This window comes from Aliihoeflea sp., assembly GCF_052435475.1.
Classification (GTDB): domain Bacteria; phylum Pseudomonadota; class Alphaproteobacteria; order Rhizobiales; family Rhizobiaceae; genus Aliihoeflea.
On record NZ_JBQVMV010000001.1, the window covers coordinates 356,047 to 381,880 of the forward strand.

Consider the following 25,834-nt stretch of genomic DNA (forward strand, 5'->3'; position numbering starts at 1 on the left):
CGGGCGAGCATCAAGGAAAAATCGGCAATGACCATGCTTTTCGTCGTCATCGCCTGCGGCTTGCTGTCCATCGTCTATGCGATCTGGGCCACCCAGTCGGTCCTCGCGGCCGATCAGGGCAATGCACGCATGCAGGAGATTGCGGGCGCGATCCGGGAGGGCGCGCAGGCTTATCTCACTCGCCAGTACACAACCATCGCGCTCGTCGGCGTCGTGGTCTTCGCCATCACCTGGTGGCTGCTCGGGGTCACGGCCGCGATCGGCTTCCTGATCGGCGCCGTCCTTTCCGGCGTCGCCGGCTTCATAGGCATGCATGTCTCGGTCCGCGCCAATGTGCGCACCGCGCAGGCAGCGTCGAACAGCCTGTCGGCCGGCCTCGACATTGCCTTCAAGGCGGGCGCGATCACCGGCATGCTTGTGGCCGGCCTCGCGCTGCTTGCAGTCTCGGTCTACTACTGGGTGCTGATCGGCCCGATGGGCGCCGCCCCGTCCGACCGCATGGTCATCGACGCGCTGGTCGCGCTCGGCTTCGGCGCATCGCTCATCTCGATCTTCGCGCGTCTGGGCGGCGGCATCTTCACCAAGGGTGCCGATGTCGGCGGCGATCTCGTCGGCAAGGTGGAAGCGGGCATTCCCGAGGACGATCCGCGCAACCCGGCGACGATCGCGGACAATGTCGGCGACAATGTCGGCGACTGCGCAGGCATGGCGGCGGATCTCTTCGAAACCTATGCCGTGACCGTCGTCGCGACCATGGTCCTCGCCGCGATCTTCTTCCTAGGTTCCGACATGCTGGGCTCGATCATGATTTACCCGCTGGCGATCTGCGGCGCGTGCATCATCACCTCGATCATCGGCACGTTCTTCGTCAAGCTCGGTTCCAATGCCTCGATCATGGGCGCGCTCTATCGCGGCCTGATCGTCACCGGTCTTCTGACCGTCGTCGGCATCGGCGCGGCAACCTCGCTCACCATCGGCTGGGGCTCCATCGGCGTCGTCAACGGCATCGACGTCACCGGCACCAACCTCTTCATCTGCGGCCTGATCGGCCTCGTGGTGACGGCGCTGATCGTGGTGATCACCGAATACTATACCGGCACCAACAAGCGCCCGGTGAACTCGATCGCGCAGGCGTCGGTGACCGGCCACGGCACCAACGTCATCCAGGGCCTCGCCGTCTCGCTGGAATCGACGGCCCTTCCGGCAATCGTTATCATCGGCGGCATCCTGGCGACGTTCCAGCTTGCCGGCCTCTTCGGCACCGCGATCGCGGTGACGACGATGCTCGGCCTGGCCGGCATGATCGTGGCGCTCGACGCTTTCGGCCCGGTGACCGACAATGCCGGCGGCATCGCCGAAATGTCGGGCCTCCCGCCGGAAGTGCGCCAGTCCACCGACGCACTCGACGCGGTCGGCAACACGACCAAGGCGGTCACCAAGGGCTACGCGATCGGCTCTGCCGGTCTCGGCGCGCTGGTGCTCTTCGCGGCCTATTCCTACGATCTGGAATATTTCATCGCCAATCCGGACCAGTACCCGTATTTCGCCGGCATGGAGGATGTCTCCTTCTCGCTGTCGAACCCGTATGTGGTGGCGGGCCTGCTCTTCGGCGGCCTCATTCCCTACCTCTTCGGCGGCATCGCCATGACGGCTGTCGGGCGTGCGGCCGGCGCCATCGTGGAGGAGGTGCGTCGCCAGTTCCGCGAAAATCCGGGGATTATGCAGGGCACGGTCAAACCGGACTATGCACGGGCGGTCGATCTCCTCACCAAGGCGGCGATCCGGGAAATGATCATCCCGTCGCTGCTGCCGGTGCTGGCGCCGATCGTCGTTTATTTCGGCATCCTGCTGGTCTCGGGCTCGAAGGCCGCAGCCTTCGCGGCGCTCGGCGCAACGCTGCTGGGCGTGATCGTCAACGGCCTCTTCGTCGCCATCTCGATGACGTCGGGCGGCGGCGCCTGGGACAATGCGAAGAAGTCGTTCGAGGACGGCTTCATCGACAAGGACGGCACGCGCCATCTGAAGGGCTCGGATGCACACAAGGCCTCCGTGACCGGCGATACCGTCGGCGATCCCTACAAGGATACGGCGGGCCCGGCCGTCAATCCGGCGATCAAGATCACAAACATCATGGCGCTTCTGCTGCTGGCCGTGCTCGCGCACAACTGATCGATGCACATGGAAAAGGGGCCGCGGTAGCAATACCGCGGCCCCTTCTTTGTGGTGTTGGACCGAATTCTAGAAGTTGACCGCACCGCGGCCCGCGCCAGTCCCGATCGGCGTGCCGCCAACGACGCCGGTGATCATCTGCTGGATAAAGTTCACATCGCCACCGGCGGTCGGCGTGGTTCGCGAGATGAAGTCGAACACGCGTCCGTCCTGCAGGCCGTAATTGGCGATGTTGGAGACGCGGCCGTCCGCGCCGAAATAGATCGCCAGGATCTTGCGGTCGACGACGCGCGGATTCTGGAACGCGACGTTCCGAACGGCCGTCTGCGAGATGTAATAGTAGGTCTCGTTGTCGAAGGTCGCCGTGGTGGTAGGCGTTCCGAGCGCAAGCGTCACCTGCTCGCGGCTCGACCCGACCGGGACCAGTTCGAGCATCTGCTCGTCGACGACATAACCTTGCTGGAAGGTCTGGCGTGGGCTCATGTCGCCCGAGATCGAGGAACAGCCGGCAGCCACGCCTGCAAGCAGGACAGCGATACCCGAAGTGACCAGCCGTGCACGGCTCTTGAAATTCCGTCCTTGCAACGACAACTCCATGACTTGGTTAAGCGCGCCTTGCGCCTGCGGGCAAAAGCGGTAAACCAGCTTGCGCGCCGATGCAACACGGCCGGCACTGAAACCGCCAGAAGGAGCCCTTCGGGAATGTTCAAGCGACTGTTCGGCGCTCGCCGGAATGAGAACGCGGCCATCGTCCACAGCATTTATGGACAAATCGTGGCGGCGGCGCGCCAGCCGGTCCTCTATGCCCAGTGGAACGTGCCCGACACGCCGCTCGGCCGCTACGAGATGATGGCGCTGCACATGTTCCTGTTCCTGCATCGCACGCGCGGCGAGAACGGACCGATCCAGGATGTCGCGCAGGACGTGACCGACGAGTTCTTCAAGGACGTCGACCATTCGCTGCGGGAACTGGGCATCGGCGATGTGGGCGTGCCAAAGCGCATGAAGAAGCTGGCGAAGATGTTCTATGGGCGTGCCGATTCCTATGGCAAGGCGCTGGAGGCGCAGGACCGCGAGGCGCTGGCGCAGGCGCTTTACCGCAATGTCTTTCCAGGCGGCACCGACTGGCACGAGGCGCAGGCGATGGCCGACTATGTCATGGCGTCCGCGCGCGATCTTTCGGCGCAGCCGGCCGCGGCGATCATCGCCGGTGAGATCGCCTTCCTGCCAGCCGAGCGCGCGATCGCGACGGGAGAGGCGACCAAATGAGCGACGAAACGAGCCCGGTCGCCTTCGAGGCGAACGTCCTGCGACTGCCGGGCAAGGGCATGCCCGTCTCCATCGAGGCAGACGAAGAGCAGCGCCGTGCGCTGGCCGACGCGCATCATCTGGTCGAGGTGAAGAACTTCCATGCCGATCTCCTGGTCGAGAACTGGAAGCGCGACGGCGTCAAGGTGACCGGTCGCGTGAAGGCGCAGATCGTCCAGTCCTGCATCGTCTCGCTCGAATCGTTCGATGCGGAAGTCGACGAGGAGGTTGACGCGCTCTTCGTTCCCGAAGGCTCGAAGCTGATGCGCCCCGATGCGATCGAGGGCGGCGAGATGATCCTCGATGCCGAGGGTGATGACGGGCCCGAGCCGTTTTCGGGCGACACGATCGACGTCGGCCAGCTTGCGGAGGAGTTCTTCGCGCTCGGCATCGACCCCTATCCGCGCAAAGCTGGTGCGCAGCCCGTCGCTCCCGCAGCCGATCCGAATGCCGACCGCGGGCCGCTCTACGAGCAGTTGAAGGGACTGAAGCGCGAGGGTTGAAGCGTGGATGAGCGCGAATGGCAGTTGTTTGCCGGGACGAAACCGCTATTTTCGCCGCACTTTGCTGAAATGCCGCCCGAAACGGGCCAACGAAAGACGATTGCCGCGTGATACGCATTTCCATCGACGCCATGGGGGGAGACCATGGTCCTTCGACGACGCTGCCGGGTCTGGCGCGTGTTGCCGAGCGACGCCCCGATGCACGGTTCCTGATCTACGGCCGCGAGGATGAGGTTCGCCCGGTCCTCGCGAAGCTGCCCAAGCTCGAGGCCGTCTCCGAGTTCCACCATTGCGAAATCTCGGTCCGCATGGACGACAAGCCGAGCCAGGCGCTGCGCCAGGGCCGGTGGAAGTCATCGATGTGGAAGGCAATCGAGGCGGTGAAGAACGGCGATGCCGATGTCTGCATTTCGGCCGGCAACACCGGCGCGCTGATGGCGATGTCGAAATTCTGCCTGCGCACCATGGCGAGCATCGAACGGCCCGCCATCGCCGCCATCTGGCCGACCGTGCGCGGCGAGAGTGTCGTCCTCGACGTCGGCGCGACCATCGGCGCCGATGCGCATCAGTTGATCGATTTCGCGATCCTCGGCTCGGCGATGGCGCGCGCGCTGTTCGACATCGAGCGCCCTTCCGTCGGCCTGCTCAATGTCGGCGTCGAGGAGGTGAAGGGCCAGGAAGAGGTCAAGGAGGCGGGCCGCATCCTGCGCGAGGTCGGGCTGAAGTCGATCGACTATCACGGCTTCGTCGAAGGCGACGATCTCGGCAAGGGCACGGTCGACGTGGTGGTGACGGAAGGGTTTGCCGGCAACATCGCGCTGAAGACGGCCGAAGGCACCGCCAAGCAGATCGCGCAATATCTGCGCGAGGCGATGTCGCGCAGTTTCCTGTCCAAGATGGGCTATGTGCTCGCCAAGGGCGCGTTCGATTTCCTGCGCGAGAAGATGGACGTGCGCAAGATCAATGGCGGCGTGTTCCTCGGGCTGAACGGCATCGTGGTGAAAAGCCATGGCGGCACCGATGACGAGGGCTTCGCGGCCGCCGTCGAGCTCGGCTACGACATGGCGAAGGGAAAATTGCGGGAACGCATCGAGGCCGAGCTGCAGCAATTCCATGGGCGTCTTCGCCCGCGCGCCAAAGATGACGACGTGACCGTTGCGGCGGGAAAGTGAGATTTCGAAAATGATCAGATCGGTCGTGCGCTCGGTCGGCAAATCCCTGCCGCGCCGCGTGATGAAGAATACGGATTTCGAGGGCGTGCTGGAAACGTCCGATGCCTGGATCGTCCAGCGGACGGGCATCACGCAGCGCTATATCGCGGCGGATGACGAGACGACGGCTTCGCTCGGCGAGGCGGCGGCGCGCGCGGCGCTCGATGCGGCCGGGCTGACCGTCGACGACATCGACCTGATCGTGCTCGCGACGTCGACGCCGAACAATACCTTCCCGGCAACAGCGGTCGAGATCCAGGAACGCCTCGGCATGCGCCACGGCTTCGCCTTCGACATGCAGGCGGTGTGCTCCGGCTTCGTCTACGCGATCAACACCGCCGATCTGCACATTCGCGGCGGCATGGTCAAACGCGCCATCGTCATCGGCTCGGAAACCTTCTCGCGTATCCTCGACTGGCAGGACCGCGGGACATGCGTCCTGTTCGGCGACGGCGCCGGCGCGGTCATCCTCGAGGCGGGCGAAGGCGAGGGCACGATCGCCGATCGCGGCATCCTCGCGGCCAGCCTGCGCTCGGACGGCTCGCACCGCGAAAAGCTCTATGTCGACGGCGGCCCGTCGACCACCGGCACGGTCGGCCACCTGCGCATGGAGGGCCGCGAGGTATTCAAGCACGCCGTCGGCATGATCACGGACGTGGTCGAATCCGTCTTCGCGCAGGCAGGCATCACGGCCGAGGATCTCGACTGGTTCGTGCCGCACCAGGCCAACAAGCGCATCATCGATGCGTCGGCCAAGAAGCTCGGCATCGCCGAGGAAAAGGTCGTCATCACCGTCGACAAGCACGGCAACACATCTGCCGCTTCGGTGCCGCTGGCGCTCTGCGAGGGCGTCGAAACCGGGCGCATCAAGCCAGGTGATCTGGTGCTTCTCGAGGCCATGGGCGGCGGGTTCACATGGGGCGCGGTCCTCGTCCGCTGGTAGCATTGGCCGGCGGCTGGGATAAACCAAGCGGGGTCAATGGGTTCTTGACCTCGACACCCCAATTTCCTAACGTCCTCACTGCTTGAAAATTCGCCTGTTTTTTCAGAATGGTTGGACGGCCGATGGGGGGAAAGACTTTAACGCGTGCCGATCTCGCCGAAACTGTCTACCGACAGGTCGGGCTTTCGCGCACCGAATCCGCGCAACTCGTCGAGATGGTGCTCGACGAGATTTGCGACGCCATCGTCCGCGGGGAGATGGTGAAGCTGTCCTCCTTCGCGACCTTCCAGGTCCGCTCGAAGAACGAGCGCGTCGGCCGTAACCCGAAGACGGGTGAAGAGGTGCCGATCCTTCCGCGCCGGGTGATGACCTTCAAGGCGTCGAACGTGTTGAAGCAGCGAATTCTCGACAATCATCGCGCCATCGCAAATCCGGTCACGGAAGCCAAGCTCGCGAAGGGCTGAGGCCGGACCGGTCATGACAGCAAAATCGGGGGGCAAGACCGCCCCGCACTTGAATATGCCCTTCTAAGGGTCTGTAATACTGGCGAATCGCGAGCCCTGAAAGCGAGCACGCCATGGAAAAGTCTCCCGACGCATTCCGCACGATCAGCGAGGTCGCCGACGATCTCGACCTGCCGCAGCACGTCCTGCGTTTCTGGGAAACGCGCTTTTCGCAGATCAAGCCGATGAAGCGGGGCGGCGGCCGCCGCTACTACCGCCCGCAGGATGTCGAGCTGATCAAGGGCATCCGGCACATGCTCTACGACCAGGGCTATACGATCAAGGGCGTGCAGAAGCTTCTGCGCGACAATGGAAACCAGTTCGTCATTGCCATCGGAAACGGCGATATGGCGGCGGTCGAGGCCATTGCGCAGCGCAAGCAGCAGGAGGCGGAGGCCGTCCATGCCGCGCCGGAGGGCGATGGCGACGACGAGATGATCCTCGGCCAGGCCAAGGCCAAGCCGGCACGCCGGTTTTTCGGGCTCGGTCGCGGTGAGGACGAAGGGCCGGTGGCGCCCGACGACGAACGCCTGTCGCGCGACAACCGCGCCTTGCTTCAGGAGGCGCTGTTCGACCTTCTGGAATGCAAGCGCCTGCTCGACCAGGTGCGCTGAAGCCGCCGCAACTCCAGTGGAACCAAGCCCTTGCGCCGCCGTTTGTTAGGCAAACACGTGGCGAATGGAAGGACCACTCATGTCATATTCGATCTTCGGCGGCCGTCGTTCCTGGGATGACGATCTTGAACGGCGCATTGCGCATCTGAGCAAGGAACTGTCCGTCCTCAGCCGGCAGGCGCGCAAGCGCGGCTCGCACTTCTACGACGACACGCGCGAGACCGCATCCGACGCCTATGACGACATTGCCGAGCGCATCCATGACTGGATGCCGGTGGTGCGCAAGCAAGCGCGCTATGCGGAGCAGACCGCACGCGAACATCCCGCACTCGTCCTCGCCGGCCTTGCGGTCGTGGGACTGGCAGCCGCTGCGCTTCTGCGTCGCTGAGTTGTACGGAAACTGACCGAAAGGCCGGCATTGCCGGCCTTTTTCGTATCGGGGAAAAGATGGTCAGGGGAAGGAAAATGGTCGGAGCGATAGGATTCGAACCTACGACCCCTTGACCCCCAGTCAAGTGCGCTACCGGGCTGCGCTACGCTCCGAGCCGTGCGAAGCTCTAATTGGTCGGTCTTGGCAAGGCAAGCGCATAATTGCGCGGCGCAATGGAATTGGACGGTGACGCGGCGGAACCGCTTGCCTGATGGCGCGCTTCCAGCCCGACGCATCCCCAGATGATGCCCATCAAGAGATAGAAGTGGCGCCAGTGGTCCATGTCAATGACGGTGCCGAGAAGGATGTGGCCAATGAACACGACCCACGCGCAAAGCAGGAATGGCTGCCAGACCCGCTGGCGGAACAGGATGCGAAAACCGGCTGTGACCGTGAAGACCAGCAGCGAGACATAGGCGGCAAAGCCGAGCCAACCGTAGTCCATCAGCGCTTTCAGCCAGATATTGTGGGTGTCCTCGCCGAAGATCGTGCCGAAGACCAGAGGGCCGATGCCCAGCGGATGCTCCATGGCGAGCGCGAAGCCGAGTCCGTAGCGGGCGAAGCGGCCGAGCCGTGCGCCGTCATAGTCCTGGACGAGTTGCGCGCGCGTTTCGAACAACGTCGCGACCTGCGGAATCTGAAGCGCGACCATGACGGCGAGCGCGATCATGCCCATGCCGATCAGAGCCATAACGAGGATGCGCAGCCGCAGCTTGTTGCTCGAGGAGTTGAGAAAGACCGCCGCGCAGACGGTGAGTGCGGAGAGGGCGTAAAGACCCCATGCGCCGCGCGAGAAGGAGAGGAAGATCGCGAAGGACAGGATGAGAAGCCCGGATGCCTGGATCGGCATCTTCATCAGACGGCCTGTCACGAGCCCATGCAGAAGCCATACCGCCGGCAGCACGAGGAAGGGACCGAACACGTTCGGGTCCTTGAAGGCGCCGGCCGCCCGGTCGTAGAGGGTGAACCGGTCGGCGCTGGGAAAGGCGCCGAAATAGCCGAGAATGCCCAAAAGTCCCGTCAGGCAGGCGGCGAGTGTCCAGCCGATGAAGATCGGACGCAGCAGCCCGGCCCGCTTCTCGACGATAGCGGCCACGAACACCGCCGTCAGCGCCAGGAATGCCGTTACGGCCAGGTAGAGCGGCGTGTCCTTGAGGTCGTCCATCTGGGTCATCGAGACCATTCCGCCGATCAGATAGACGATCCACAGGACGAGAAGGGGAGCGGTCGTGCGCGAGATGGCAAGCCCGAACAGCGCCCAGATGCCGATGAGCGCGACCATGTAGAGTTCGTAGGGCGCCGGTTCGTTCTGCACGAACCCGGCAAGCCCGACGCCAAGGCCCACGGCGACGGAACTCGTCAGCGCGACGATCTTGGCGTCGATCGCCGCGCGGGGCAGGGTGCCGACGGCGGCGCTCAATACGCATTCTCCGTATTCAGGAGCCGCAGCGGCGTCAGGAACAGGATCTTCAGGTCGAGCCCGAGCGACCAGTTCTCGATATAGTCCAGATCGTATTCGGTGCGGCGGCGGATCTTGTCGTCATGGTCGATCTCGCCGCGCAGGCCGTTGATCTGCGCCCAACCGGTAACGCCAGGCTTGACGCGGTGCCGCGCGAAATAGCCGTCGACGACCTCCTCGAACAGCCGGTCCTGCGAATGGCCCTTGATGGCGTGCGGACGCGGGCCGACGAGCGAAAGCGATCCCAGAAGCGCGTTGAAGAACTGCGGCAGTTCGTCGATCGAGGTCTTGCGGATGATGCGGCCGACGCGCGTCACCCGCGGGTCGCCCTTGGTGACGGCGCGGCGTGCGAGCGGGTCGCACTGGTCGGTGTACATCGAGCGGAACTTGAAGACCTCGATGACCTCGTTGTTGAATCCGTGCCGCTTCTGCTTGAAGAAGACGGGGCCCTTGCTGTCGAGCTTGATGGCGATGGCGGTCGCGATCATCAGCGGCGAGAAAGCGATCAGGCCGGCTAGGCTGAAACTTATGTCGAACAGGCGCTTGGCGACCGAATCCCAGTCGTTGATCGGCTTATCGAAGATGTCGAGCATCGGCACAGAGCCGACATAGGAATAGGCGCGCGGGCGGAAGCGGAGCTGGCTCGAATGCGCTGAGAGGCGAATGTCCACCGGCAGCACCCATAGCCGCTTCAGGAGCGACAGGACGCGCGATTGGGCGCTCAGTGGCAGCGAGACGATCAGCATGTCGATCCGCGCGATTCGAGCGAATTCCACGAGTTCGGTCACGGAGCCGAGCTTCGGATAGCCGGCGACGATCGGCGGCGAGCGCGAATCGTCGCGGTCGTCGAAGATGCCGCAGATGCGGATGTCGTTGTCGGGGTCCTGCTCGATGGTGCGGATCAACGCCTCGGCAGGCTTGCCGCCGCCCACGATCAGCGCACGTCGTTCCAGCGTGCCGTTTCGCGCCCACCGCCGGATCAGGACCGACAGCATGACGCGTCCCGAAAGGACGAGGAGCAGGGCGCTGGCGAGCCAGCCGGCGAACCAGACCCGCGAGAACTCGTCGGATATCTTGAGGAAGAACCCTGCCATCGCCAGAAGCGCGAACGTCGCGGTCACGACGAGAACGATGCGCGGCAGGAACACGAATGGCCGGCGCATGACGCCGAGCTGGTAGAGATTGGCGATTTCGAGCAGCAGCACGCCAAGGCCCGAGCCCGCGAGAATGACGAGCGGATAGCCATAGGTTAGGCCGATGGCGCCGCTGGCATAGGCAAAGTATATGGAGAGGCCGGTCAGGGCGAGGATCAGGAACTCGCAAAGACGCAGCAAGCCGCTGACCATGACAGGCGACATCGTGTCGGCGCGATATTGCGAGGCGACGGTGCGTGCGATTTCGCTCAGCTCGCCGGTGCCGGCGGGCGCCGAGGCATCGGCGAAATCGCGGACGGCTTTCGCCGTGAACTGGTGAGGCGGCTGGCTGTGGTTCATGGGCACACTCGCAATCTGCGAGAAAGCCTTACGGTGGCTGCCCTAAGAAACGCTTGAAACGAAGGGCCTGTCGCCCCTCAAGCAGATTTACGGTAAATGCTTTCGATACGCCCCGCCATGGCGGAGGCGCTGAAATCCTGCTCCAGGCGCCTCGCGTCGGGCATGGAAGCGGCGAGCCAGCCGCGATCTTCCATCGCGCGGATCATCAGCGCAGCAAGGCTGTCGGTGGTAGGTTCGGCGAGGGCAGGCGAGTTCGCGCCGAGGATTTCGGGAATTCCGCCCACGGCGGTGGCGATCATCGGCCGCCCGGCGCCGAGTGCTTCCAGAACGATGTAGGGCATCGCCTCCGCGCGCGAGGGCACCACCATCACATGCGCCATGCCGAACGCCAGCCTGGCAGGCATGGCGGCGTGGAAGGTGACGGAGAGGCCCAACCGGGCGACGCGGTCGCGATAGCGGGGAAGGTCGTCACCGTCGCCCACCATGTGTGCGCTGACAGCCGGAAACCGGTCCCGCACCTGCGCCAGTGCCTCGATGAAGAGATCGGGTCCCTTCAGGTCGCGCATCATGCCGATATAGAGAAAGTCGGCGGCATCGGGCCGCGTTTCCACCGGCTCGAATTCGGACGCCTGCAAGCCGTTATAGACGAGGCTGTGCGGTGCGCGCGGCGTGCCGACCTTGGCGAGATAGGTGCGCCGTTCGAAATCAGAGACGAAAAGGATGTGGTCGCTGAAGCGCTCCAGTTGGCGCTCGGCGAGGAAATAGCCACGCCCGGCCGCCGAGCGGGGATCATAGTGCAGCACCCCGCCATGCGGAGAATAGAGCCGCTCGAGAGACCGGTGCCGCCGCTTGAGCAGCGTGCCGAAGAAACGCGCGTAAAAGCCGCCCTTGGCGCCGTGGCCGTGCAGGACATCCGGCTTCAGATCGCCGAGAAGGTTGAATGCGCGGATGGCCGATTTCAGGTCGCCGATCCCGACATGGCGCTGCATGGCGATGCGGTGGATGCCGAGCGAGACATAGGGCTCGACCGTCTTGAAAAGGCGGTCTTCATGTTCGCCACCGGTCGTGGAATCGCAGACGATGGCCACCTCGTGGCCGGCCGCATGCTGGGCCGAAGCGAGATCGCGCACATGGCGGAAGATGCCGCCGACCGGAGATCTGAACGTATGGACGATCCGCATGCGACCTTATGCGCGCGAAACCCTAAAAGAAGCGTTCGCGCACATAGAGCGTGTCGCCGGGCAGGACCGGGTCCGTCGTCGTCACGCGGCCCGTCATCACCTCGCCATTGATCTGGCGCGTGATATCGACGTCGCGCTGCTGCGCGCGCGGCGTATAGCCGCCAGCGGCCGCCACGGCCTTCTGGACCGTCATGCCCGGCACGTAGGAATACTGTCCGGCCGCACCCACTTCGCCCATGATGAAGACCGGCCGGTAGCGATCGATCTCGGCGGTGACGTCGGGATTGCGGATATAGCCGTCGCGCAGCTTGGTCGCGATCTGGCCTTCGATCTGCTGCAGCGTATAGCCGCGCGCGGCCACCGCGCCAATGAGCGGAAAGGCGATGTAGCCGGACTGGTCGACGGAGTAGCTGTTGGTCAGCGATGCCTGCTCGAAAACCGAAATCCGCACCCGGTCGCCTGCGTCGAGGACGTAGGGCTGGTTGATCGCCTCGTGGAAGGCATGCGGGGCGGGCTGGTAGCTGGTGCAGCCCGAGAGGAACGCGAGAGCGAGGAGACCATAAAGAGCGGGGCGTTTCATGACCTGGCGAGCGTCCATCCCTAGAGCCGCGAAGCAGCCCGATTGCAGATGGCCTGTTATCGGCTCGTTAAGGTTAATGGCCGGTAAAGCCCAGTCATGATTGCCGCGCGCGCCGCCGCAATCGTTAACTCGATGGTTACCATGTGTCTTTACTTCTGGGCGCCTTGGGCCGGAGTGGATTCGCTATGAGCGGAATGCAAGTGGGTGGCAACGACGTCGATATCGACCTTCGCCGTCTCGCCTTGAGTGTGCGCGACAGGTGGAAGCCTATCCTGACGGTCGTGCTGGTCGTGACCATCGCCGCCTTCCTGCTTGCCTATTTCGCAACGCCGCTCTACCGTGCCGAAACGCGCATTCTGATCGAAGCCCGCGAGTCCGCCTATACGCGCATGTCGGGGGCGGGCGAGGGCGATCGGCCTATCCTCGACGATGAGGGCGTTGCAAGCCAGGTCGAGGTGATCGCCTCAAGTGACATCCTGCGCCGCGTCGCCGCCGAATTGCAGCTCGCCGAGCGTGCCGAGTTTCAGAGCGGCGGCATACTCGCTTCGTTCGGCCTCGGCGGCTCGGACGAATTGCTGCGCGCGCAGACGACCATTGACATCATGCGCGAGAAGCTCTCCGTCTATCGCGTCGAGAATTCCCGCGTCATCGTTGTGCGCTTCTCGTCCGAGGATCGCGAACTGGCCGCTGCCGTTCCGAACGCGATCGCCGACGCCTATCTCGACGAACAGCGCGCTGCAAAGCTTCTTTCCAACGAGGACGCGACCGGCTGGCTCGCGCCCGAGATCGCCGATCTGCGGGAGCGGGTCCGCGAGGCCGAAGCGAACGTGGCTGCGTTCCGTGCCCGTTCGGGGCTTCTCGTCGGCCAGAACAATTCGACGCTGGCAAGCCAGCAGCTCTCCGAGCTTTCGTCCGAACTGTCGCGCGTGCGCGCCAGTCGCTCGGCCGCCGAGGCGCGGGCCGAGGGCGTCCGCCAGGCGATCGATACCGGCGCGTCGCTCGATGCCGTACCGGAAGTTCTCGCCTCGCCGGTCGTTCAGCGTCTGCGCGAGCGCGAGGTGCAGTTGAACGCGGAGATCGCCGATCTGTCGACGACGCTTCTCGACAACCATCCGCGCCTTCGTGGCCTGCGCTCGCAACTGGCCGACCTGTCGACGCGTATCCGCCAAGAAGCGCGCACGGTGCTGCAGAGCCTCGAGAACGAGTCCCGCGCGGCCCAGCGCAGCGAAGAGCGCTTGCAGCAGGATCTGGACGCGTTGAAATCGACATCCGCTGCCGCCGGCACGGAAGAGGTCGAACTGCGCGCGCTCGAGCGCGAGGCGACGGCGCAGCGCGAACTCCTCGAATCCTACCTGACACGCTTCCGCGAGGCGAGCGCGCGTGGCGACCGCAACTATCTGCCGGTCGACGCGCGCATTTTCGCACGCGCCACGCCGCCGGTGGATTCCTACTATCCGAAATACGGCCCGATCCTCGGCGCCGCCTTCATGGGCTCGCTTCTGCTGATGATCGTTGGCACACTTTTGGGCGAACTGTTCAGCGGTCGGGCGATGCGCCCTGCGGCGGGCGGCGCGCGTGTTCATCCGGTTCCCCATCTCGTCATGCCCGCCGCTGCATCCGCCGAGGCCGCCGCTGTTTCGCATGACGCTGGCCCGCTGCCACTCGACGTCTCCGTCGAGACGGCTGCCGAACGACTGATCGCCGCCGGCGTCTCGCGTGCCATATTCGTATCGCCGGAGGGTGAGGAGGCCTCGACGGCCTCCGTCATGGTCGCTCGCGAGCTGGCCGATGCGGGGATGCGCGTCCTCTATCTCGATCTCACCTTCACCGGAACGCCGTCGAGCCACATGCTGGAAAGCCGCACCTATACAGGCATCACCAACCTCCTGGCCGCCGAAGCGCAGTTCACCGAGACGATCCACGGCGACCTCTATTCCGACGCGCACGTCATTCCCGTCGGCACGGCCGAACCGCGTCGCGCCATGCGCGCCGCAGACCGCCTGCCGATCATCCTGACGTCGCTGACGACGGCCTATGACATCGTCGTCGTCGAGTGCGGACCGACCGAAAGCGAAGGCCTTCGCCGGGTCGCGGGGGACACGAGCGAGATCATGATCGGCGTCATCGATGCGGCGGACGACCGCGTGCTGGCGGCGTCCGAAAGCCTGTTCGCAGCAGGATATGGAGAGGCCGCTCGCGTCGTCGCACCGGCCCCGCAGGCACAAGACGAGGCGCGGACGGTCGCCTGATCACCTGAGGCGACGCACCGCTTTCGCGAAGGCCCAAAGCTTCGGGCTGGCCTTGATCCGCTTCTTGGCTCCGGCAATCACGTCGAAGCCGAGAACGGCAAGGCGGGCCGCCGGCGTCAGCGGGACGACGACGTCGAAATGCGAAATCTCGATATCGCACCAGGAGCGCTTGTAGGCCTCGTCGCCCACGCTGAAATCGTAGAGCGGCAGACCTTTCGCGCAGGCCTCTTCCAGATTGGAATAGGCCAGATATTCGCCCGGGCTGATCGATGCCAGGTCGCCGTCCTCGATGGCGCCGAATTCGCACACCGTTCGGTCGCGAAGGTGCGTCGAGCCGGTAATCGCCCTCGGCTTGCCGCCGACGACGAGCGCTTCGACCGAAAATGGCGTATCGGCCTCTTCGCGGCTGGCGTCGAGAATCGCCCGCCAGAATTCGCGGATCTGCGGATCGCCGAAGGCGTCTGCAATACCCGCCTTCTCGAGCCGGGCAGCCTTCAGTCGGAAAAACGCGTCCAGAATCGCGTCGATTTCGGCGGTCGTTGCGGGTTTCACCACCGCGCTGCCGCCGGCATCCTCGAAGCGTCGCCACTGGGCGCGGCGCTTCTTCGATTTCTTCTTGCCGTTGGTGCGCGACAAGAGGCCGGCAAAACCGCCGTCGAGGCTTGCCGCAAGGGCGATGTTCGGGCTGGTTCGCGTCGCCATGGCCGCAAGGACGTTCGTCTGCCCGTCAAGGGTCCGGTGCTGGCGTTCGAGCGACAACAGGGCGACATGCGGCAGGGATTGGCGTATCGCGGCCTTGAGCGCCGCCATGCAAACCGCCGTGCCGGAATGGGTTGCGGGGCAGAAATTTCCGTTGGCATGGGCGCCGCCGGCAAAGGCGAGCGCGGGCAGCCCGGAAATGCGTGTTTCGACGAGCGGCAGCGCGGCAAGCGTGTTTGTTCCGTCCGCGACCCAGACGATCCATCCGCGCTCGCCGGTCGTTTCGAGCCATTTCTCGAACCAGAGCGGATGCTGAGCCGCCCCTTTCGCACGCGGCCCGGCAAAGTCGCGGTAGCGCCGAAGCGCCTGCAGCCCCGCCGCTTCCACGGTGATGGCAAGCCCGGCGCGCGCCCCGTCGGCCGTTTCCAGAGCGTCAACCATGCCTCAACTCTTCGCCCATATGGTGTTCAGCGTGTCTCTGCTGTCGGCGGAGGAGGTTAGGGCACAAAGGTTTCGAAATGACCGACAACCAGGAACGCCTTCGCAGATTCGTGCTGAACGCATCGCGATGGTCTGGAATCGCCCGAATGGCGAAGCCGCATCTGTCCGGACTGGGCGCGATCCTGATGCTTCACAGCGTGACCGCGACGCCCCGCAAGGGGTTGGGGCTGAACGATCATCTGTCGGTGACGCCCGACTTCCTCGATCGCGCGATCTCGGACATGAAGCGGAGCGGATTCGCGTTCGTGTCACTCGACGAAATGGTCGATCACCTCGGAACCGGGAGCCGCGCCAAGGTCGCCACGATCACGCTCGACGATGCCTATCTCGACAACTTCACCGAAGCACTGCCGATGTTCGAGCACCACGACGCGCCGTTCGCCATCTACGTCGCGCCCGGCCTCATCGACGGGTCCGTCCAGCCCTGGTGGGAGGTTGTGGAGCAACTGGCCCTGATGCGCGACGAGGTCGCGATGCCGTCCCCGCTCGACGATTCTGTCCGCGCGACGTCTTCGCCGGTCGAGAAACTGGCGACCGCCCGACATCTTTCGGGCCTGATGGCGACGCGGGTCTCCGAAACCGAGCGTCAGGCCGTTCTCGACGAAATGGGTGGCCGTGAGGTGTCGACGAGCCCGTTCATGAAGTGGGACGACATCGTTGCCGTGACGCGTCACCGGCTCGGCACGATCGGCGCACACACGATCCAGCACTACAATCTGGCGCGGCTCGAAGAAGAATGCGCGCTCATCGAAATGCGCGGTTCGGCCGACGTGATCACTGAGAAAACGGGCATCCGGCCGCGCCATTTCGCCTATCCCTACGGGCATCAGCGGGCGGTTGGCGCGCGCGAGATCAGGCTGGCGAAGGAGGCTGGTTTTGTTTCCGCGGTGACGACGCGGCACGGCACGCTTCACCCCGAACACCGCGACCACATGCACGCGCTGCCGCGCATCTCGCTCAACGGGCGCTACCAGGATATCGGCCATCTGCGCACGATGCTGACCGGCATCACCACCTTCGCCAACTCCCGGCGGCGCGTGGTGACGCTATAGATTGCGTGCGAGGTCGCGCTTCGACGGCTTTGCCATCCATGAGACGATGAACATGGCCGGGATGACCCACAGGAATCCCGTCAGGAAGAAATAGGCGAGGTGGACCCAGACGCTGGATTCGGCGAGTTGCGCCACGGCGATAATCGTCGCCACGATCGCGTAGACGGCGACGAGCAGGACCAGAAGAACGGTTCCGATGAGCTTCTTGAGGCGAACGGGCATGGCTTTTCCTTCTGCGCCATCGTTTAGTCCAGACATGCATCCATGGCAAACGCGACGGCATGTCGCGCAGGGCAGGCGCTTGAATTGACGGGGCCGATGCGGCACTTCTCCGCCACGCCAACCACCCGAGGAACCACGCGATGGCCGCGTCGGCAGCAATCGACAGCCTTCCCTTCGACGCCCGTGCCCGCGAGGCACGCAACCGGCGACTTGTCCGCATCTGGCTCTACCTCGTCCTCCTCGTCCTGTTCGCACTGTTCGTCGTCGGCGGCGCGACGCGGCTGACCGGCTCGGGCCTGTCGATCACCGAATGGAAGCCGATCCACGGCGTCATCCCGCCGATCGGCGAGGCGCAATGGCAGGAGGAACTGGAAAAGTATCGCCAGATTCCGCAATACCAGCAGATGAACCGGGGCATGAGCCTCGACGAGTTCAAGACGATCTTCTGGTGGGAATGGGCGCACCGCCTGCTTGCGCGTGGCGTCGGCTTCCTCGTCGCCGTCCCGCTCGCCTTCTTCTGGCTGACCGGGCGGCTGGAGCAGCACCTGAAGCCCAAGCTGCTTGGCCTGCTGGCGTTGGGCGGCCTGCAGGGCTTCATCGGCTGGTGGATGGTGGCCTCCGGGCTTTCCGAACGCGTCAGCGTCAGCCAGTACCGGCTCGCAACGCATCTGATGCTCGCCTGCCTCATCTTCAGCGCGACGATGCTGATCGCGCGCGGCCTCGCGCCGCATTCGGCCGGCCCCGCGCCCGATCGCACCCGCAGCCAGGCCGGATGGCTGCTGGTCCTCGTCCTGTTCCAGATTTATCTCGGCGCGCTCGTCGCCGGCCTTCATGCCGGCCTGACGTTCAACACCTGGCCGCTGATGGACGGCGCGTTCTGGCCGGGTGGCCTGCTGGTCGCAGAGCCCGTCTGGCGCAATTTCTTCGAGAACCCGAAGACCGTCCAGTTCGTCCACCGCATGGGCGCCTACGTGCTGCTAGCGGCGGCGGTCTGGCACGTCTTTTCGGCTTGGCGTATTGCGCCTTCGACGACGCATTCGCGTCGCGCGGTTGTGCTGTTGGTCATGATCATCGCGCAGGCGCTGATCGGGATCACGACGCTTGTGCTGGTCGTGCCCCTCGGCTGGGCGCTGGCGCACCACGCCTTCGCGATCGTCGTCCTCGGCTTCGCTGCCGCGCATTGGCGCGGCACGAAGGGGGCGTATCCGTCGCAGGCCGCAGCCGGTTACGCCCGCTGACCGGCGTCAGGCGGCGCGCTTCGACAGCATCAGATCCATATTCTGGACGGCGGCGCCCGACGCACCCTTGCCCAAATTGTCGAGCACGGCGACGAGATTGACCTGACCCGCCGCGTTGTTGCCGAAGACGAACAGCTTCATCCGATTGGTGTCGTTGAGTTCGGTCGGGTCGATCCGCGAAAGCTTGCCGCTCGCCTCGAGCGGCAAGACTTCGACCACGTCCTGACCGGCATAATGTGCGGCAAGTGCGGCGTGAACGTCACCCACGCCCGGCGCGCCGTTGAGGTTCGCCGTGTGCAGCGGCACCTGTACGATCATTCCCTGCGCAAAGCGGCCGACGCTCGGCGAGAAGATCGGCCGGCGGTCGAGCAGCCCATGCTGCATCATCTCCGGCACGTGCTTGTGCGCCAGCGTGAGGCCGTAGAGAAAGTGCGGCGCGGCGATGTGGTCGGACGCGTCCGCGTTCTCCATCTGCGCGATCATCTGCTTGCCGCCGCCCGTATAGCCGGAGATTGCATTGACACTGACGGGATAGTCGGCCGGCAGGATGCCGGCTTTGACCAGCGGCCGGATGAGCCCGATCGCGCCGGTCGGGTAGCAGCCCGGATTGGCGACGAGACGCGCGGTTGCGATCTTCTCGGCCTGATCCTCGTCGAGCTCGGCAAAGCCATAGGCCCAGTCGGGATGGATGCGGTGCGCCGTCGATGTGTCGATGATGCGGGTCGAATTCGTGCCTTCTAGCATCGCGACGGCCTGTTTCGCCGCATCGTCGGGCAGGCACAGGATCGCGACGTCGGCCGCCTTCAGCATCTCCTCGCGCAGGGCGTCGTTGCGCCGCTCCGCCTCGGGGATCGACAGCATGTCGAGGTCGTCGCGGCCGGCAAGCCGCGTGCGGATCTGCAGGCCGGTCGTGCCGTGTTCGCCGTCGATGAAAATTTTCGGTTTCATGCTCGTCACTTCGAATTCGTTTTGAAACAATCGCTTGGGCTGGCTTTCGGACTCGATCCGTCAGCCGCTTGATTCACTTTGCCAGCCGCGATCGTCGCTCCGCCAGAAGCCCGATATAGTGCATCGCGACGGAGGCGCCCGCAATCGCCGTGATGTCGGCATGGTCGTAGGCCGGTGCGACCTCGACGATGTCGGCACCGACGATGTCGAGCGAGCCGAGCTTGCGCAGCACCGAGAGCATCTTGGCGGAGGAGGGGCCGCCGGCGACCGGTGTACCGGTTCCGGGCGCAAAGGCTGGGTCTAGGCAGTCGATGTCGAAAGTGATGTACGCCTTGGCGTCGCCGACACGCGCCTTGATCGAGGCGACGATCTCGTCGGCCCGCATCTCCTCGACGTCGTAGCCATAGAGCATCTGGATGCCGCAATCGTCCGGCGCGTGGGTGCGGATGCCGACCTGGATCGAGCGCGATGCGTCGATCACGCCGTCGCGCACCGCGCGGCCGACGAACGAACCGTGGTCGATCCGCTTCCCGTCGTCGAACCAGGTGTCCTGATGCGCGTCGAACTGGATCATCGCCAGCGGGCCATATTTGGCGGCATGCGCCTTGAGAATCGGCCAGGTGACGAAATGATCGCCGCCCATCGAGACGACGAATGCCCCCGAATTGACCAGCGTGGCAGCTTCGCGCTCGATCGTCGCCGGCGTCTCCTGATGGTTGCCATAGTCGAGCAGGCAATCTCCGTAGTCGATGACGGCTAGGTCTTCGAAGAGATCGGCATCGAACGGATATTGCGGATCGTTGTCGAAGATCGCCGAAGCGCGCCGGATCGCCTGCGGACCGAACCGCGCGCCCGGCCTGTTGGAGACGGCGGCATCGAAAGGAATGCCCCAGACGACCACATCCGCGCCTTCGAGCGATTTCGTATATCTGCGCCGCATGAACGACAGCGCGCCCGCATGCGTCGGGTCGCTCGCCGCTCCGGTGAGCTGGCGCGCGGTGAATCCGTTGTCGATCGTCTTTGCGGGCATGGATGGCTCCTTCGAGACCAAGGCACATAGCACAGATGTGAAACGAAAAAAGCGGACCCGAAGGCCCGCTTTTCGAAGTTCCGAATGCGAAACGCTTAGCGCTTCGAGAACTGGAACGAACGACGGGCCTTGGCCTTGCCGTACTTCTTGCGCTCGACGGTACGCGAATCGCGGGTCAGGAAGCCGCCCTTCTTGAGCACGGCGCGCAGGCCCGGCTCGTAGTAGGTCAGCGCCTTCGAGATACCGTGACGGACGGCGCCGGCCTGGCCCGAGAGGCCGCCGCCAGCGACGGTGGCGATGACGTCGTACTGGCCGTTACGGTCAGCGGCGACGATCGGCTGCTGGAGCACCATCTGCAGGACCGGACGCGCGAAATAGGCGCCGAATTCCTTGTTGTTGACGATGATCTTGCCCGAGCCCGGCTTGACCCAGACGCGCGCGATGGCGTCCTTGCGCTTGCCGGTAGCATAGGCGCGGCCCTGCTTGTCAAGCTTCTGGACGTGAACCGGAGCAGCCTGCTCCGACGCGCCGGTCGCCTGGCCGAGGTCCTGGAGGGAGTTGAGTTCAGCCATTGGTCTGGAGCCTCGTGTTCTTCTTGTTCAGGCCGGCGACGTCGAGCGTCTCGGGCGTCTGGGCGGTGTGCGGATGTTCGGAGCCGGCATAGACGCGCAGATTCTTCATCTGGCGACGGCCGAGCGGGCCGCGCGGGATCATGCGCTCGACAGCCTTCTCGATGACGCGCTCGGGAAAGCGGCCTTCAAGAATCTGGCGCGCAGTGCGCTCCTTGATGCCGCCCGGGTGGCCCGTGTGCCAGTAGTACACCTTGTCGGTGAACTTCTTGCCGGTGAACACGGCCTTGTCGGCATTGATGATGATGACGTTGTCGCCATCATCGACATGCGGCGTGAAAGTGGGCTTGTGCTTGCCGCGCAGGCGATTGGCGACGATGGAGGCCAGACGGCCGACGACGAGATGCTCGGCGTCGATCACGACCCACTTCTTCACCACGTCCGCAGGCTTCTGCGAAAAGGTCTTCATGGTTTCGATCTTTCTTGTCGAACCTTCGCGAAGGAAGGCATTTCTTGTTGCTTGTGTTGACGCCTTGCGGCCCAACAAAAAACGGCCTCCGGAAATGGAGGCGCGTTCGGATCGGCTTATACGGCCGGCCTTCCGCGTCGTCAAGCGACCGAAAGCGAACGTTGCGGAAAAATATTCAACGAAATCAATTCTGTAAGAATACGGTATTATTTTACCGCATCATTTCTCCCGCATCGGCGGGATCGAATAGGTTCCGGTCGCGTGTGCGACGACTTGCCGGTCGGGTCCGCTGACCATTTCGATGTCGAACACCATCAGGCTGCGACCGAGCTTCAGGATGCGGCAATGCCCGTCGATCGGGCCTGCCTCGGCCTTGCGCATGAAGTTGATGTTGAGGTTGGTGGTGACAGAAAGCGCGTCCGGCCCGGCATGGGAAAGGACGCACACATAGCCGCCGATGTCGGCGAGCGTGAAGAGGGAAGGGCCGGAGACGGTATTGCCGGGGCGCAGGTGCCTATGGTCGGCGTCGAGGCGCACGGTGCAGCCGCCCGGAAAGACTTCGGTCGTGGAATAGGCGGCGAAATCCTCGTTGAGTTGTGGGTAGACCTCCCTGAGCAACGAATTGACCTCGTCGGCAGTCATCACCGGCGTCGGAACGCTCGATGGCTTCGATCCGTGCATGCCTGTCCTCCCATCCTCGTCGCGCCAAGGAACATGCAACGCGCCGCAAACGCAAGAGTGTTGTAGGGGCATGAAACGCGTCTTCTTTGATGCTAAGGATCGGCAAAGACGCCACGGAGACTGCGAATGAATGTGACTGCTCTCGCCTCGGTACGGATGGAGCCGGCGCGTGCCGAACGCGACGGCCCGGTGTTGCGGATCGTGCTCGATTCGCCGTCGGCGAACGCGCTGTCGATGGAGATGATCGCGACGCTGCGCCGTCATCTGGCAGCGGCGAGGGACGACGCATCGGTGCGGGTCGTCGTCATCGCGGCCGAGGGCAAGGTCTTTTCCGCGGGGCACGACCTGAAGGAGATCACCGCGCATCGCGCCGACGCTGATCGTGGCCGCGCCTGGTTCGAGGAGCTGATGACGGCCTGCGGCGCGTTCATGCAGGAGATCGTGCGCCATCCCAAGCCCGTCATCGCCGCCGTGGCCGGCGTCGCGTCCGCCGCCGGCTGCCAGATCGTCGCAAGCTGCGACCTTGCCATCGCGACGACCGAGGCGACCTTCGCCACCCCCGGCGTCAATATCGGCCTCTTTTGCTCGACGCCTATGGTCGCACTGTCGCGCAACATCTCGCACAAGCACGCGATGGAAATGCTGCTGACCGGCGAGATGATTGAGGCGACGACTGCACGCGAGTTCGGCCTCGTCAACCGTGTCGTGCCGCCCGAATATCTGGACCAGATCGTCGGCAAATACGCCCAGACCATCGCCTCGAAATCCGCCATGACGCTGAAGATCGGCAAGGAGGCCTTCTACGCGCAGGCCGAAATGGGCCTCTCGGAGGCCTACGACTATGCCGGCCGGGTGATGGTCGAGAACATGCTCGCGCGCGACGCCGCCGAAGGCATCGGGGCGTTCGTCGAGAAGCGCAAGCCGCAGTGGACCGACGAATGATGGAGCCGCGCATCTCAATCGTCACGCTCGGCGTCGACGACCTCGACCGCGCGGTCGGCTTCTACGACCAGATGGGCCTCAAGGCGGGTATGAAGGTGCCGGGTGACGTCGCCTTCTTCCAGATGGGCGGAACGCTGCTGGCGCTCTGGCCGCGCGAAAAGCTCGCGGCCGATGCCGGCGTCGAAGACAGCCGTCTGGGCTTTTCCGGTGCGGCTCTTGCCTACAACACGCGTTCGGACGCGGAAGTCTCCGAAGTCCTCGCGGCGGCAGAAAAGGCCGGCGGGCGCATCGTCAAACACGCGCAACGCGCACTCTGGGGCGGCTGGTACGGCTATTTCGCCGATACCGAAGGCCATCTTTGGGAAGTCGCACACAATCCCGATTTTCCGATCGATGCAGAAGGGCGCATATCGCTACCCGAATGAACCACGATTCCTACGACAATTCCTACATCTCCGGCATCCTGAACAAGGTGAAGACCGTCGCGATCGTCGGCGCGTCGGCGAATGACGTGCGCCCCTCCTTCTTCGTCGCGAAATACCTGATCGACAAGGGCTACGCCGTCTTGCCAGTCAATCCGGGCCACGCCGGCAGGGAAATCCTCGGCCGTATGACCTATGCGAAGCTCGCCGACATTCCCGAGCCGATCGACATGGTCGACATCTTCCGCGCCTCGAATGCCGTGCCGAGCGTGATCGAGGAGGTGCTGGCGCTCGACCCGCTTCCGAAAGTCGTCTGGATGCAGCTTGGCGTGCGCGACGATGCCGCGGCCAAGCGGCTGGAAACCGCCGGCATCGAGGTCGTCATGAACCGCTGCCCCAAGATCGAATATGCCCGGCTCGCGGGCGAGATCGGCTGGAACGGCGTCAACAGCGGCGTCATCTCGTCGAAAAAGCCGATCATGCGCTCCGGCTTCCAGAGCTTCGGCATCCGGCAGAAATAGTTGCCACCGGACTGCCTCGGCGCGCAACATTCGTCTTTGCTTTTGGCCCGGTGCTTTGCGATGACTGTGCGGCCTGACAATTTGCATTCATTTGGAGGACGTACGATGGCGCAGCGCGCACCTGGCTTCAACACCTTGGCGGTTCACGCGGGCGCGCAGCCCGATCCGGCAACCGGCGCCCGCGCGACGCCGATCTACCAGACGACCTCCTTCGTCTTCGACGACGCCGACCATGCCGCCTCGCTCTTCGGGCTGAAGGCGTTCGGCAACATCTACACACGCATCATGAACCCGACGCAGGCCGTGCTCGAGGAACGCCTTGCCGCGCTTGAGGGCGGAACGGCAGCGCTGGCGACGGCGTCGGGCCATGCGGCGCAACTCCTGATCTTCCACACGATCATGCGGCCGGGCGACAATTTCGTCGCCGCGCGCCGGCTCTACGGCGGATCGATCAACCAGTTCGGCCACGCTTTCAAGAATTTCGGCTGGGAAGTGCGCTGGGGCGACACCAATGATCTGTCGACCTTCGAGAACCAGATCGACGACAGGACGCGCGGCATCTTCATCGAAAGCCTGGCCAATCCGGGCGGCACCTTCGTCGACGTCGCCGCAATCGCCGAGATCGCGCACAAACACGGCCTGCCGCTCATCGTCGACAACACCATGGCCTCGCCCTACCTCCTGCGCCCGATCGAGCATGGCGCGGACATCGTTGTCCACTCGTTGACCAAGTTCATCGGCGGCCACGGCAATTCCATGGGCGGCGTCATCGTCGATGGCGGCACGTTCGACTGGTCGAAATCCGGCAACTATCCGATGTTGTCGGAGCCGCGCCCCGAATATGGCGGCATCGTCCTGCACGAAACCTTCGGCAATTTCGCCTTCGCCATTGCCTGCCGCGTGCTTGGTCTGCGCGATTTCGGCCCCTCCATCTCGCCGTTCAATGCCTTCATGATCCTGACGGGCCTCGAAACCCTGCCTCTCAGGATGCAGCGCCATTGCGACAATGCGCTGAAGGTCGCCGAATGGCTGTCGAAGCACCCGAAGGTCGATTGGGTGTCCTATCCGGGCATGGCGAGCGACCCGAACAACGCACTGCAGAAGAAATATTCGCCGCAGGGCGCCGGCGCCGTCTTCACCTTCGGCCTCAAGGGCGGTTACGAGGCCGGCGTCAAGGTCGTCGAGGGCGTCGAGCTCTTCTCGCACCTCGCCAATATCGGCGACACCAAGTCGCTGATCATCCACCCGGCCTCGACCACGCACCGCCAATTGTCGGACGAGCAGCAGACGGCCGCCGGCGCCGGCCCCGACGTCATCCGCCTGTCGGTCGGCATCGAGGACGTCGCCGACATCATCGCCGACTTGGAACAGGCGCTGATGAAGGCCTGATCATCGCGGGAGGGTGCCATGTATGTCAGCCATATCGTCGGCCTCGGCATTTCCGGAGTGGACCCGGAGGCGGGCCAACCCGCCGAAGGGCGCGTCATCGAAGGCAACCCGCAGTTCCGAACCTGGAACGTCGAGGAGGCCGGCAACGGCCTCTTCGCCGGCATCTGGGAATCGACGCCCGGCAAATGGCGCATCGAATATGACGAATGGGAATACTGCCGCATCCTTTCCGGCTTCTCCGTCATCACCGAGGATGGCGGCGCTGCCCGAACGGTGAAAGCCGGCGACAGCTTCGTCCTTCGTCCCGGCTTTAAGGGAAGTTGGGAAGTCGTCGAGACGACGCGCAAGGAGTATGTGGTGCGGGTTTAGCGTCGCGATCCTTCGCACCCCCCTCTGTCCTGCCGGACATCTCCCCCGCGAGGGGGAGATCACGCGGTGTCGATGACGTGAGAAATCTCCCCACCTGCGGGGGAGATGTCCGGCAGGACAGCGGGGGGCAACGTAGAGC

28 protein-coding genes and 1 tRNA gene are annotated in these 25,834 nt (G+C 64.3%); 16 read left to right on the forward strand and 13 right to left on the reverse strand.

Annotation, left to right across the window (positions count from 1 at the left end; translation table 11 throughout):
- Window positions 1-27: 27 nt before the first annotated feature.
- A complete protein-coding gene (locus ACT6QU_RS01765) occupies window positions 28-2,169 on the forward strand; it encodes a sodium-translocating pyrophosphatase (protein WP_444563130.1) in 2,142 nt (713 codons plus the stop codon).
- Window positions 2,170-2,238: 69 nt separating this feature from the next.
- On the opposite strand, the gene ACT6QU_RS01770 is transcribed toward ACT6QU_RS01765, so the two are convergent.
- Window positions 2,239-2,766, reverse strand: coding sequence for an outer membrane protein assembly factor BamE (locus ACT6QU_RS01770; RefSeq protein WP_081718886.1), 528 nt, complete (start codon window positions 2,764-2,766; stop codon window positions 2,239-2,241).
- A 105-nt stretch (window positions 2,767-2,871) separates the two neighbouring features.
- Here ACT6QU_RS01770 and ACT6QU_RS01775 point away from each other — a divergent pair, with 105 nt between their 5' ends.
- The 7 genes from ACT6QU_RS01775 (at window position 2,872) to ACT6QU_RS01805 (ending at window position 7,639) form a co-directional block, all read left to right on the forward strand.
- On the forward strand, window positions 2,872-3,438 hold the full coding sequence (locus ACT6QU_RS01775; RefSeq protein WP_444563131.1) for a ubiquinol-cytochrome C chaperone family protein: 567 nt from the start codon (window positions 2,872-2,874) through the stop codon (window positions 3,436-3,438).
- Entirely contained in the window at window positions 3,435-3,980 is a 546-nt protein-coding gene (locus tag ACT6QU_RS01780; RefSeq protein WP_444563132.1) for a YceD family protein, read from the forward strand. The genes ACT6QU_RS01775 and ACT6QU_RS01780 overlap by 4 nt, the downstream gene beginning before the upstream one ends.
- A gap of 107 nt (window positions 3,981-4,087) precedes the next feature.
- The gene (plsX, locus tag ACT6QU_RS01785; RefSeq protein ID WP_444563133.1) at window positions 4,088-5,152 is read left to right on the forward strand and encodes a phosphate acyltransferase PlsX; all 1,065 of its coding nucleotides are present in this window, start codon (window positions 4,088-4,090) and stop codon (window positions 5,150-5,152) included.
- A 10-nt stretch (window positions 5,153-5,162) separates the two neighbouring features.
- Window positions 5,163-6,134, forward strand: a complete 972-nt coding sequence (locus ACT6QU_RS01790; RefSeq protein WP_444563134.1) for a beta-ketoacyl-ACP synthase III — start codon at window positions 5,163-5,165, stop codon at window positions 6,132-6,134.
- A 122-nt stretch (window positions 6,135-6,256) separates the two neighbouring features.
- Complete coding sequence (locus ACT6QU_RS01795) at window positions 6,257-6,598, forward strand: integration host factor subunit alpha (RefSeq protein WP_024586118.1); 342 nt, start codon at window positions 6,257-6,259, stop codon at window positions 6,596-6,598.
- 113 nt (window positions 6,599-6,711) lie between these two features.
- Complete coding sequence (locus ACT6QU_RS01800; protein WP_024586117.1) at window positions 6,712-7,251, forward strand: MerR family transcriptional regulator; 540 nt, start codon at window positions 6,712-6,714, stop codon at window positions 7,249-7,251.
- 79 nt (window positions 7,252-7,330) lie between these two features.
- Window positions 7,331-7,639: a hypothetical protein gene (locus ACT6QU_RS01805; protein ID WP_444563136.1), complete on the forward strand. Its 309-nt coding sequence runs from the start codon at window positions 7,331-7,333 to the stop codon at window positions 7,637-7,639.
- A 78-nt stretch (window positions 7,640-7,717) separates the two neighbouring features.
- Here ACT6QU_RS01805 and ACT6QU_RS01810 read toward each other — a convergent pair.
- From ACT6QU_RS01810 to ACT6QU_RS01830, 5 genes are all read right to left on the reverse strand, one after another.
- Window positions 7,718-7,794, reverse strand: a tRNA-Pro gene (locus ACT6QU_RS01810).
- 14 nt (window positions 7,795-7,808) lie between these two features.
- Window positions 7,809-9,101 carry an O-antigen ligase family protein gene (locus tag ACT6QU_RS01815; RefSeq protein ID WP_444563137.1) on the reverse strand — a complete coding sequence of 431 codons (1,293 nt, stop codon included), beginning with the start codon at window positions 9,099-9,101 and terminating at the stop codon, window positions 7,809-7,811.
- A complete protein-coding gene (locus ACT6QU_RS01820) occupies window positions 9,098-10,633 on the reverse strand; it encodes an undecaprenyl-phosphate glucose phosphotransferase (protein ID WP_444563138.1) in 1,536 nt (511 codons plus the stop codon). Before ACT6QU_RS01820 ends, ACT6QU_RS01815 begins: the two co-directional genes overlap by 4 nt.
- A gap of 77 nt (window positions 10,634-10,710) precedes the next feature.
- A complete protein-coding gene (locus tag ACT6QU_RS01825; RefSeq protein ID WP_444563139.1) occupies window positions 10,711-11,814 on the reverse strand; it encodes a glycosyltransferase family 4 protein in 1,104 nt (367 codons plus the stop codon).
- A gap of 22 nt (window positions 11,815-11,836) precedes the next feature.
- Window positions 11,837-12,394 carry a polysaccharide biosynthesis/export family protein gene (locus ACT6QU_RS01830; RefSeq protein WP_029660194.1) on the reverse strand — a complete coding sequence of 186 codons (558 nt, stop codon included), beginning with the start codon at window positions 12,392-12,394 and terminating at the stop codon, window positions 11,837-11,839.
- A gap of 185 nt (window positions 12,395-12,579) precedes the next feature.
- Here ACT6QU_RS01830 and ACT6QU_RS01835 point away from each other — a divergent pair, with 185 nt between their 5' ends.
- Window positions 12,580-14,643 carry a GumC family protein gene (locus tag ACT6QU_RS01835; protein ID WP_444563140.1) on the forward strand — a complete coding sequence of 688 codons (2,064 nt, stop codon included), beginning with the start codon at window positions 12,580-12,582 and terminating at the stop codon, window positions 14,641-14,643.
- On the opposite strand, the gene ACT6QU_RS01840 is transcribed toward ACT6QU_RS01835, so the two are convergent.
- Entirely contained in the window at window positions 14,644-15,783 is a 1,140-nt protein-coding gene (locus ACT6QU_RS01840; protein ID WP_444563141.1) for a GNAT family N-acetyltransferase, read from the reverse strand.
- Between the two features lie 146 nt (window positions 15,784-15,929).
- On the opposite strand from ACT6QU_RS01840, the gene ACT6QU_RS01845 reads away from it, so the two are divergent.
- Window positions 15,930-16,895 carry a polysaccharide deacetylase family protein gene (locus tag ACT6QU_RS01845; protein WP_444563142.1) on the forward strand — a complete coding sequence of 322 codons (966 nt, stop codon included), beginning with the start codon at window positions 15,930-15,932 and terminating at the stop codon, window positions 16,893-16,895.
- On the opposite strand, the gene ACT6QU_RS01850 is transcribed toward ACT6QU_RS01845, so the two are convergent.
- The gene (locus ACT6QU_RS01850; RefSeq protein WP_024586108.1) at window positions 16,890-17,117 is read right to left on the reverse strand and encodes a DUF2842 domain-containing protein; all 228 of its coding nucleotides are present in this window, start codon (window positions 17,115-17,117) and stop codon (window positions 16,890-16,892) included. The two genes, ACT6QU_RS01845 and ACT6QU_RS01850, sit on opposite strands and share 6 nt — an antisense overlap.
- Before the next feature lie 140 nt (window positions 17,118-17,257).
- Between ACT6QU_RS01850 and ACT6QU_RS01855 the strand changes: the two genes are divergently transcribed.
- On the forward strand, window positions 17,258-18,355 hold the full coding sequence (locus ACT6QU_RS01855) for a COX15/CtaA family protein (protein WP_444563143.1): 1,098 nt from the start codon (window positions 17,258-17,260) through the stop codon (window positions 18,353-18,355).
- 6 nt (window positions 18,356-18,361) lie between these two features.
- Here ACT6QU_RS01855 and argC read toward each other — a convergent pair whose 3' ends face one another.
- From argC to ACT6QU_RS01880, 5 genes are all read right to left on the reverse strand, one after another.
- Complete coding sequence (gene argC / locus ACT6QU_RS01860) at window positions 18,362-19,303, reverse strand: N-acetyl-gamma-glutamyl-phosphate reductase (RefSeq protein ID WP_444563144.1); 942 nt, start codon at window positions 19,301-19,303, stop codon at window positions 18,362-18,364.
- A gap of 73 nt (window positions 19,304-19,376) precedes the next feature.
- Window positions 19,377-20,333 carry an agmatinase gene (gene speB / locus ACT6QU_RS01865; RefSeq protein WP_444563145.1) on the reverse strand — a complete coding sequence of 319 codons (957 nt, stop codon included), beginning with the start codon at window positions 20,331-20,333 and terminating at the stop codon, window positions 19,377-19,379.
- Between the two features lie 95 nt (window positions 20,334-20,428).
- A complete protein-coding gene (gene rpsI / locus ACT6QU_RS01870; RefSeq protein ID WP_024586102.1) occupies window positions 20,429-20,905 on the reverse strand; it encodes a 30S ribosomal protein S9 in 477 nt (158 codons plus the stop codon).
- Window positions 20,898-21,371, reverse strand: a complete 474-nt coding sequence (gene rplM / locus ACT6QU_RS01875) for a 50S ribosomal protein L13 (RefSeq protein ID WP_024586101.1) — start codon at window positions 21,369-21,371, stop codon at window positions 20,898-20,900. Before rplM ends, rpsI begins: the two co-directional genes overlap by 8 nt.
- A 219-nt stretch (window positions 21,372-21,590) precedes the next feature.
- A complete protein-coding gene (locus tag ACT6QU_RS01880; RefSeq protein WP_444563146.1) occupies window positions 21,591-22,052 on the reverse strand; it encodes a PaaI family thioesterase in 462 nt (153 codons plus the stop codon).
- A gap of 156 nt (window positions 22,053-22,208) precedes the next feature.
- On the opposite strand from ACT6QU_RS01880, the gene ACT6QU_RS01885 reads away from it, so the two are divergent.
- The 5 genes from ACT6QU_RS01885 to ACT6QU_RS01905 all read left to right on the forward strand — a co-directional run bounded on the left by ACT6QU_RS01885 (window position 22,209) and on the right by ACT6QU_RS01905 (window position 25,695).
- Window positions 22,209-22,994 (forward strand): enoyl-CoA hydratase, encoded by a 786-nt coding sequence (locus tag ACT6QU_RS01885; protein ID WP_444563261.1) that lies wholly within the window; start codon window positions 22,209-22,211, stop codon window positions 22,992-22,994.
- Window positions 22,994-23,419 (forward strand): VOC family protein, encoded by a 426-nt coding sequence (locus tag ACT6QU_RS01890; protein ID WP_444563262.1) that lies wholly within the window; start codon window positions 22,994-22,996, stop codon window positions 23,417-23,419. Before ACT6QU_RS01885 ends, ACT6QU_RS01890 begins: the two co-directional genes overlap by 1 nt.
- Window positions 23,416-23,937 (forward strand): CoA-binding protein, encoded by a 522-nt coding sequence (locus ACT6QU_RS01895; RefSeq protein ID WP_444563147.1) that lies wholly within the window; start codon window positions 23,416-23,418, stop codon window positions 23,935-23,937. Before ACT6QU_RS01890 ends, ACT6QU_RS01895 begins: the two co-directional genes overlap by 4 nt.
- Before the next feature lie 105 nt (window positions 23,938-24,042).
- Entirely contained in the window at window positions 24,043-25,326 is a 1,284-nt protein-coding gene (locus ACT6QU_RS01900) for an O-acetylhomoserine aminocarboxypropyltransferase (RefSeq protein WP_444563148.1), read from the forward strand.
- 18 nt (window positions 25,327-25,344) lie between these two features.
- Entirely contained in the window at window positions 25,345-25,695 is a 351-nt protein-coding gene (locus tag ACT6QU_RS01905; protein ID WP_444563149.1) for a cupin domain-containing protein, read from the forward strand.
- Window positions 25,696-25,834: the final 139 nt, after the last annotated feature.

Coding starts and splice junctions, on each gene's coding strand:
- ACT6QU_RS01765 (WP_444563130.1), top strand. CDS start 28: ATGACCATGCTTTTCGTCGTCATCGCCTGCGGCTTGCTGTCCATCGTC.
- ACT6QU_RS01770 (WP_081718886.1), bottom strand. CDS start 2,766: ATGGAGTTGTCGTTGCAAGGACGGAATTTCAAGAGCCGTGCACGGCTG.
- ACT6QU_RS01775 (WP_444563131.1), top strand. CDS start 2,872: ATGTTCAAGCGACTGTTCGGCGCTCGCCGGAATGAGAACGCGGCCATC.
- ACT6QU_RS01780 (WP_444563132.1), top strand. CDS start 3,435: ATGAGCGACGAAACGAGCCCGGTCGCCTTCGAGGCGAACGTCCTGCGA.
- ACT6QU_RS01790 (WP_444563134.1), top strand. CDS start 5,163: ATGATCAGATCGGTCGTGCGCTCGGTCGGCAAATCCCTGCCGCGCCGC.
- ACT6QU_RS01795 (WP_024586118.1), top strand. CDS start 6,257: ATGGGGGGAAAGACTTTAACGCGTGCCGATCTCGCCGAAACTGTCTAC.
- ACT6QU_RS01800 (WP_024586117.1), top strand. CDS start 6,712: ATGGAAAAGTCTCCCGACGCATTCCGCACGATCAGCGAGGTCGCCGAC.
- ACT6QU_RS01805 (WP_444563136.1), top strand. CDS start 7,331: ATGTCATATTCGATCTTCGGCGGCCGTCGTTCCTGGGATGACGATCTT.
- ACT6QU_RS01820 (WP_444563138.1), bottom strand. CDS start 10,633: ATGAACCACAGCCAGCCGCCTCACCAGTTCACGGCGAAAGCCGTCCGC.
- ACT6QU_RS01825 (WP_444563139.1), bottom strand. CDS start 11,814: ATGCGGATCGTCCATACGTTCAGATCTCCGGTCGGCGGCATCTTCCGC.
- ACT6QU_RS01830 (WP_029660194.1), bottom strand. CDS start 12,394: ATGAAACGCCCCGCTCTTTATGGTCTCCTCGCTCTCGCGTTCCTCTCG.
- ACT6QU_RS01835 (WP_444563140.1), top strand. CDS start 12,580: ATGAGCGGAATGCAAGTGGGTGGCAACGACGTCGATATCGACCTTCGC.
- ACT6QU_RS01840 (WP_444563141.1), bottom strand. CDS start 15,783: ATGGTTGACGCTCTGGAAACGGCCGACGGGGCGCGCGCCGGGCTTGCC.
- ACT6QU_RS01845 (WP_444563142.1), top strand. CDS start 15,930: ATGGCGAAGCCGCATCTGTCCGGACTGGGCGCGATCCTGATGCTTCAC.
- ACT6QU_RS01850 (WP_024586108.1), bottom strand. CDS start 17,117: ATGCCCGTTCGCCTCAAGAAGCTCATCGGAACCGTTCTTCTGGTCCTG.
- ACT6QU_RS01855 (WP_444563143.1), top strand. CDS start 17,258: ATGGCCGCGTCGGCAGCAATCGACAGCCTTCCCTTCGACGCCCGTGCC.
- argC (WP_444563144.1), bottom strand. CDS start 19,303: ATGAAACCGAAAATTTTCATCGACGGCGAACACGGCACGACCGGCCTG.
- speB (WP_444563145.1), bottom strand. CDS start 20,333: ATGCCCGCAAAGACGATCGACAACGGATTCACCGCGCGCCAGCTCACC.
- rpsI (WP_024586102.1), bottom strand. CDS start 20,905: ATGGCTGAACTCAACTCCCTCCAGGACCTCGGCCAGGCGACCGGCGCG.
- rplM (WP_024586101.1), bottom strand. CDS start 21,371: ATGAAGACCTTTTCGCAGAAGCCTGCGGACGTGGTGAAGAAGTGGGTC.
- ACT6QU_RS01880 (WP_444563146.1), bottom strand. CDS start 22,052: ATGCACGGATCGAAGCCATCGAGCGTTCCGACGCCGGTGATGACTGCC.
- ACT6QU_RS01885 (WP_444563261.1), top strand. CDS start 22,209: ATGGAGCCGGCGCGTGCCGAACGCGACGGCCCGGTGTTGCGGATCGTG.
- ACT6QU_RS01890 (WP_444563262.1), top strand. CDS start 22,994: ATGGAGCCGCGCATCTCAATCGTCACGCTCGGCGTCGACGACCTCGAC.
- ACT6QU_RS01895 (WP_444563147.1), top strand. CDS start 23,416: ATGAACCACGATTCCTACGACAATTCCTACATCTCCGGCATCCTGAAC.
- ACT6QU_RS01900 (WP_444563148.1), top strand. CDS start 24,043: ATGGCGCAGCGCGCACCTGGCTTCAACACCTTGGCGGTTCACGCGGGC.
- ACT6QU_RS01905 (WP_444563149.1), top strand. CDS start 25,345: ATGTATGTCAGCCATATCGTCGGCCTCGGCATTTCCGGAGTGGACCCG.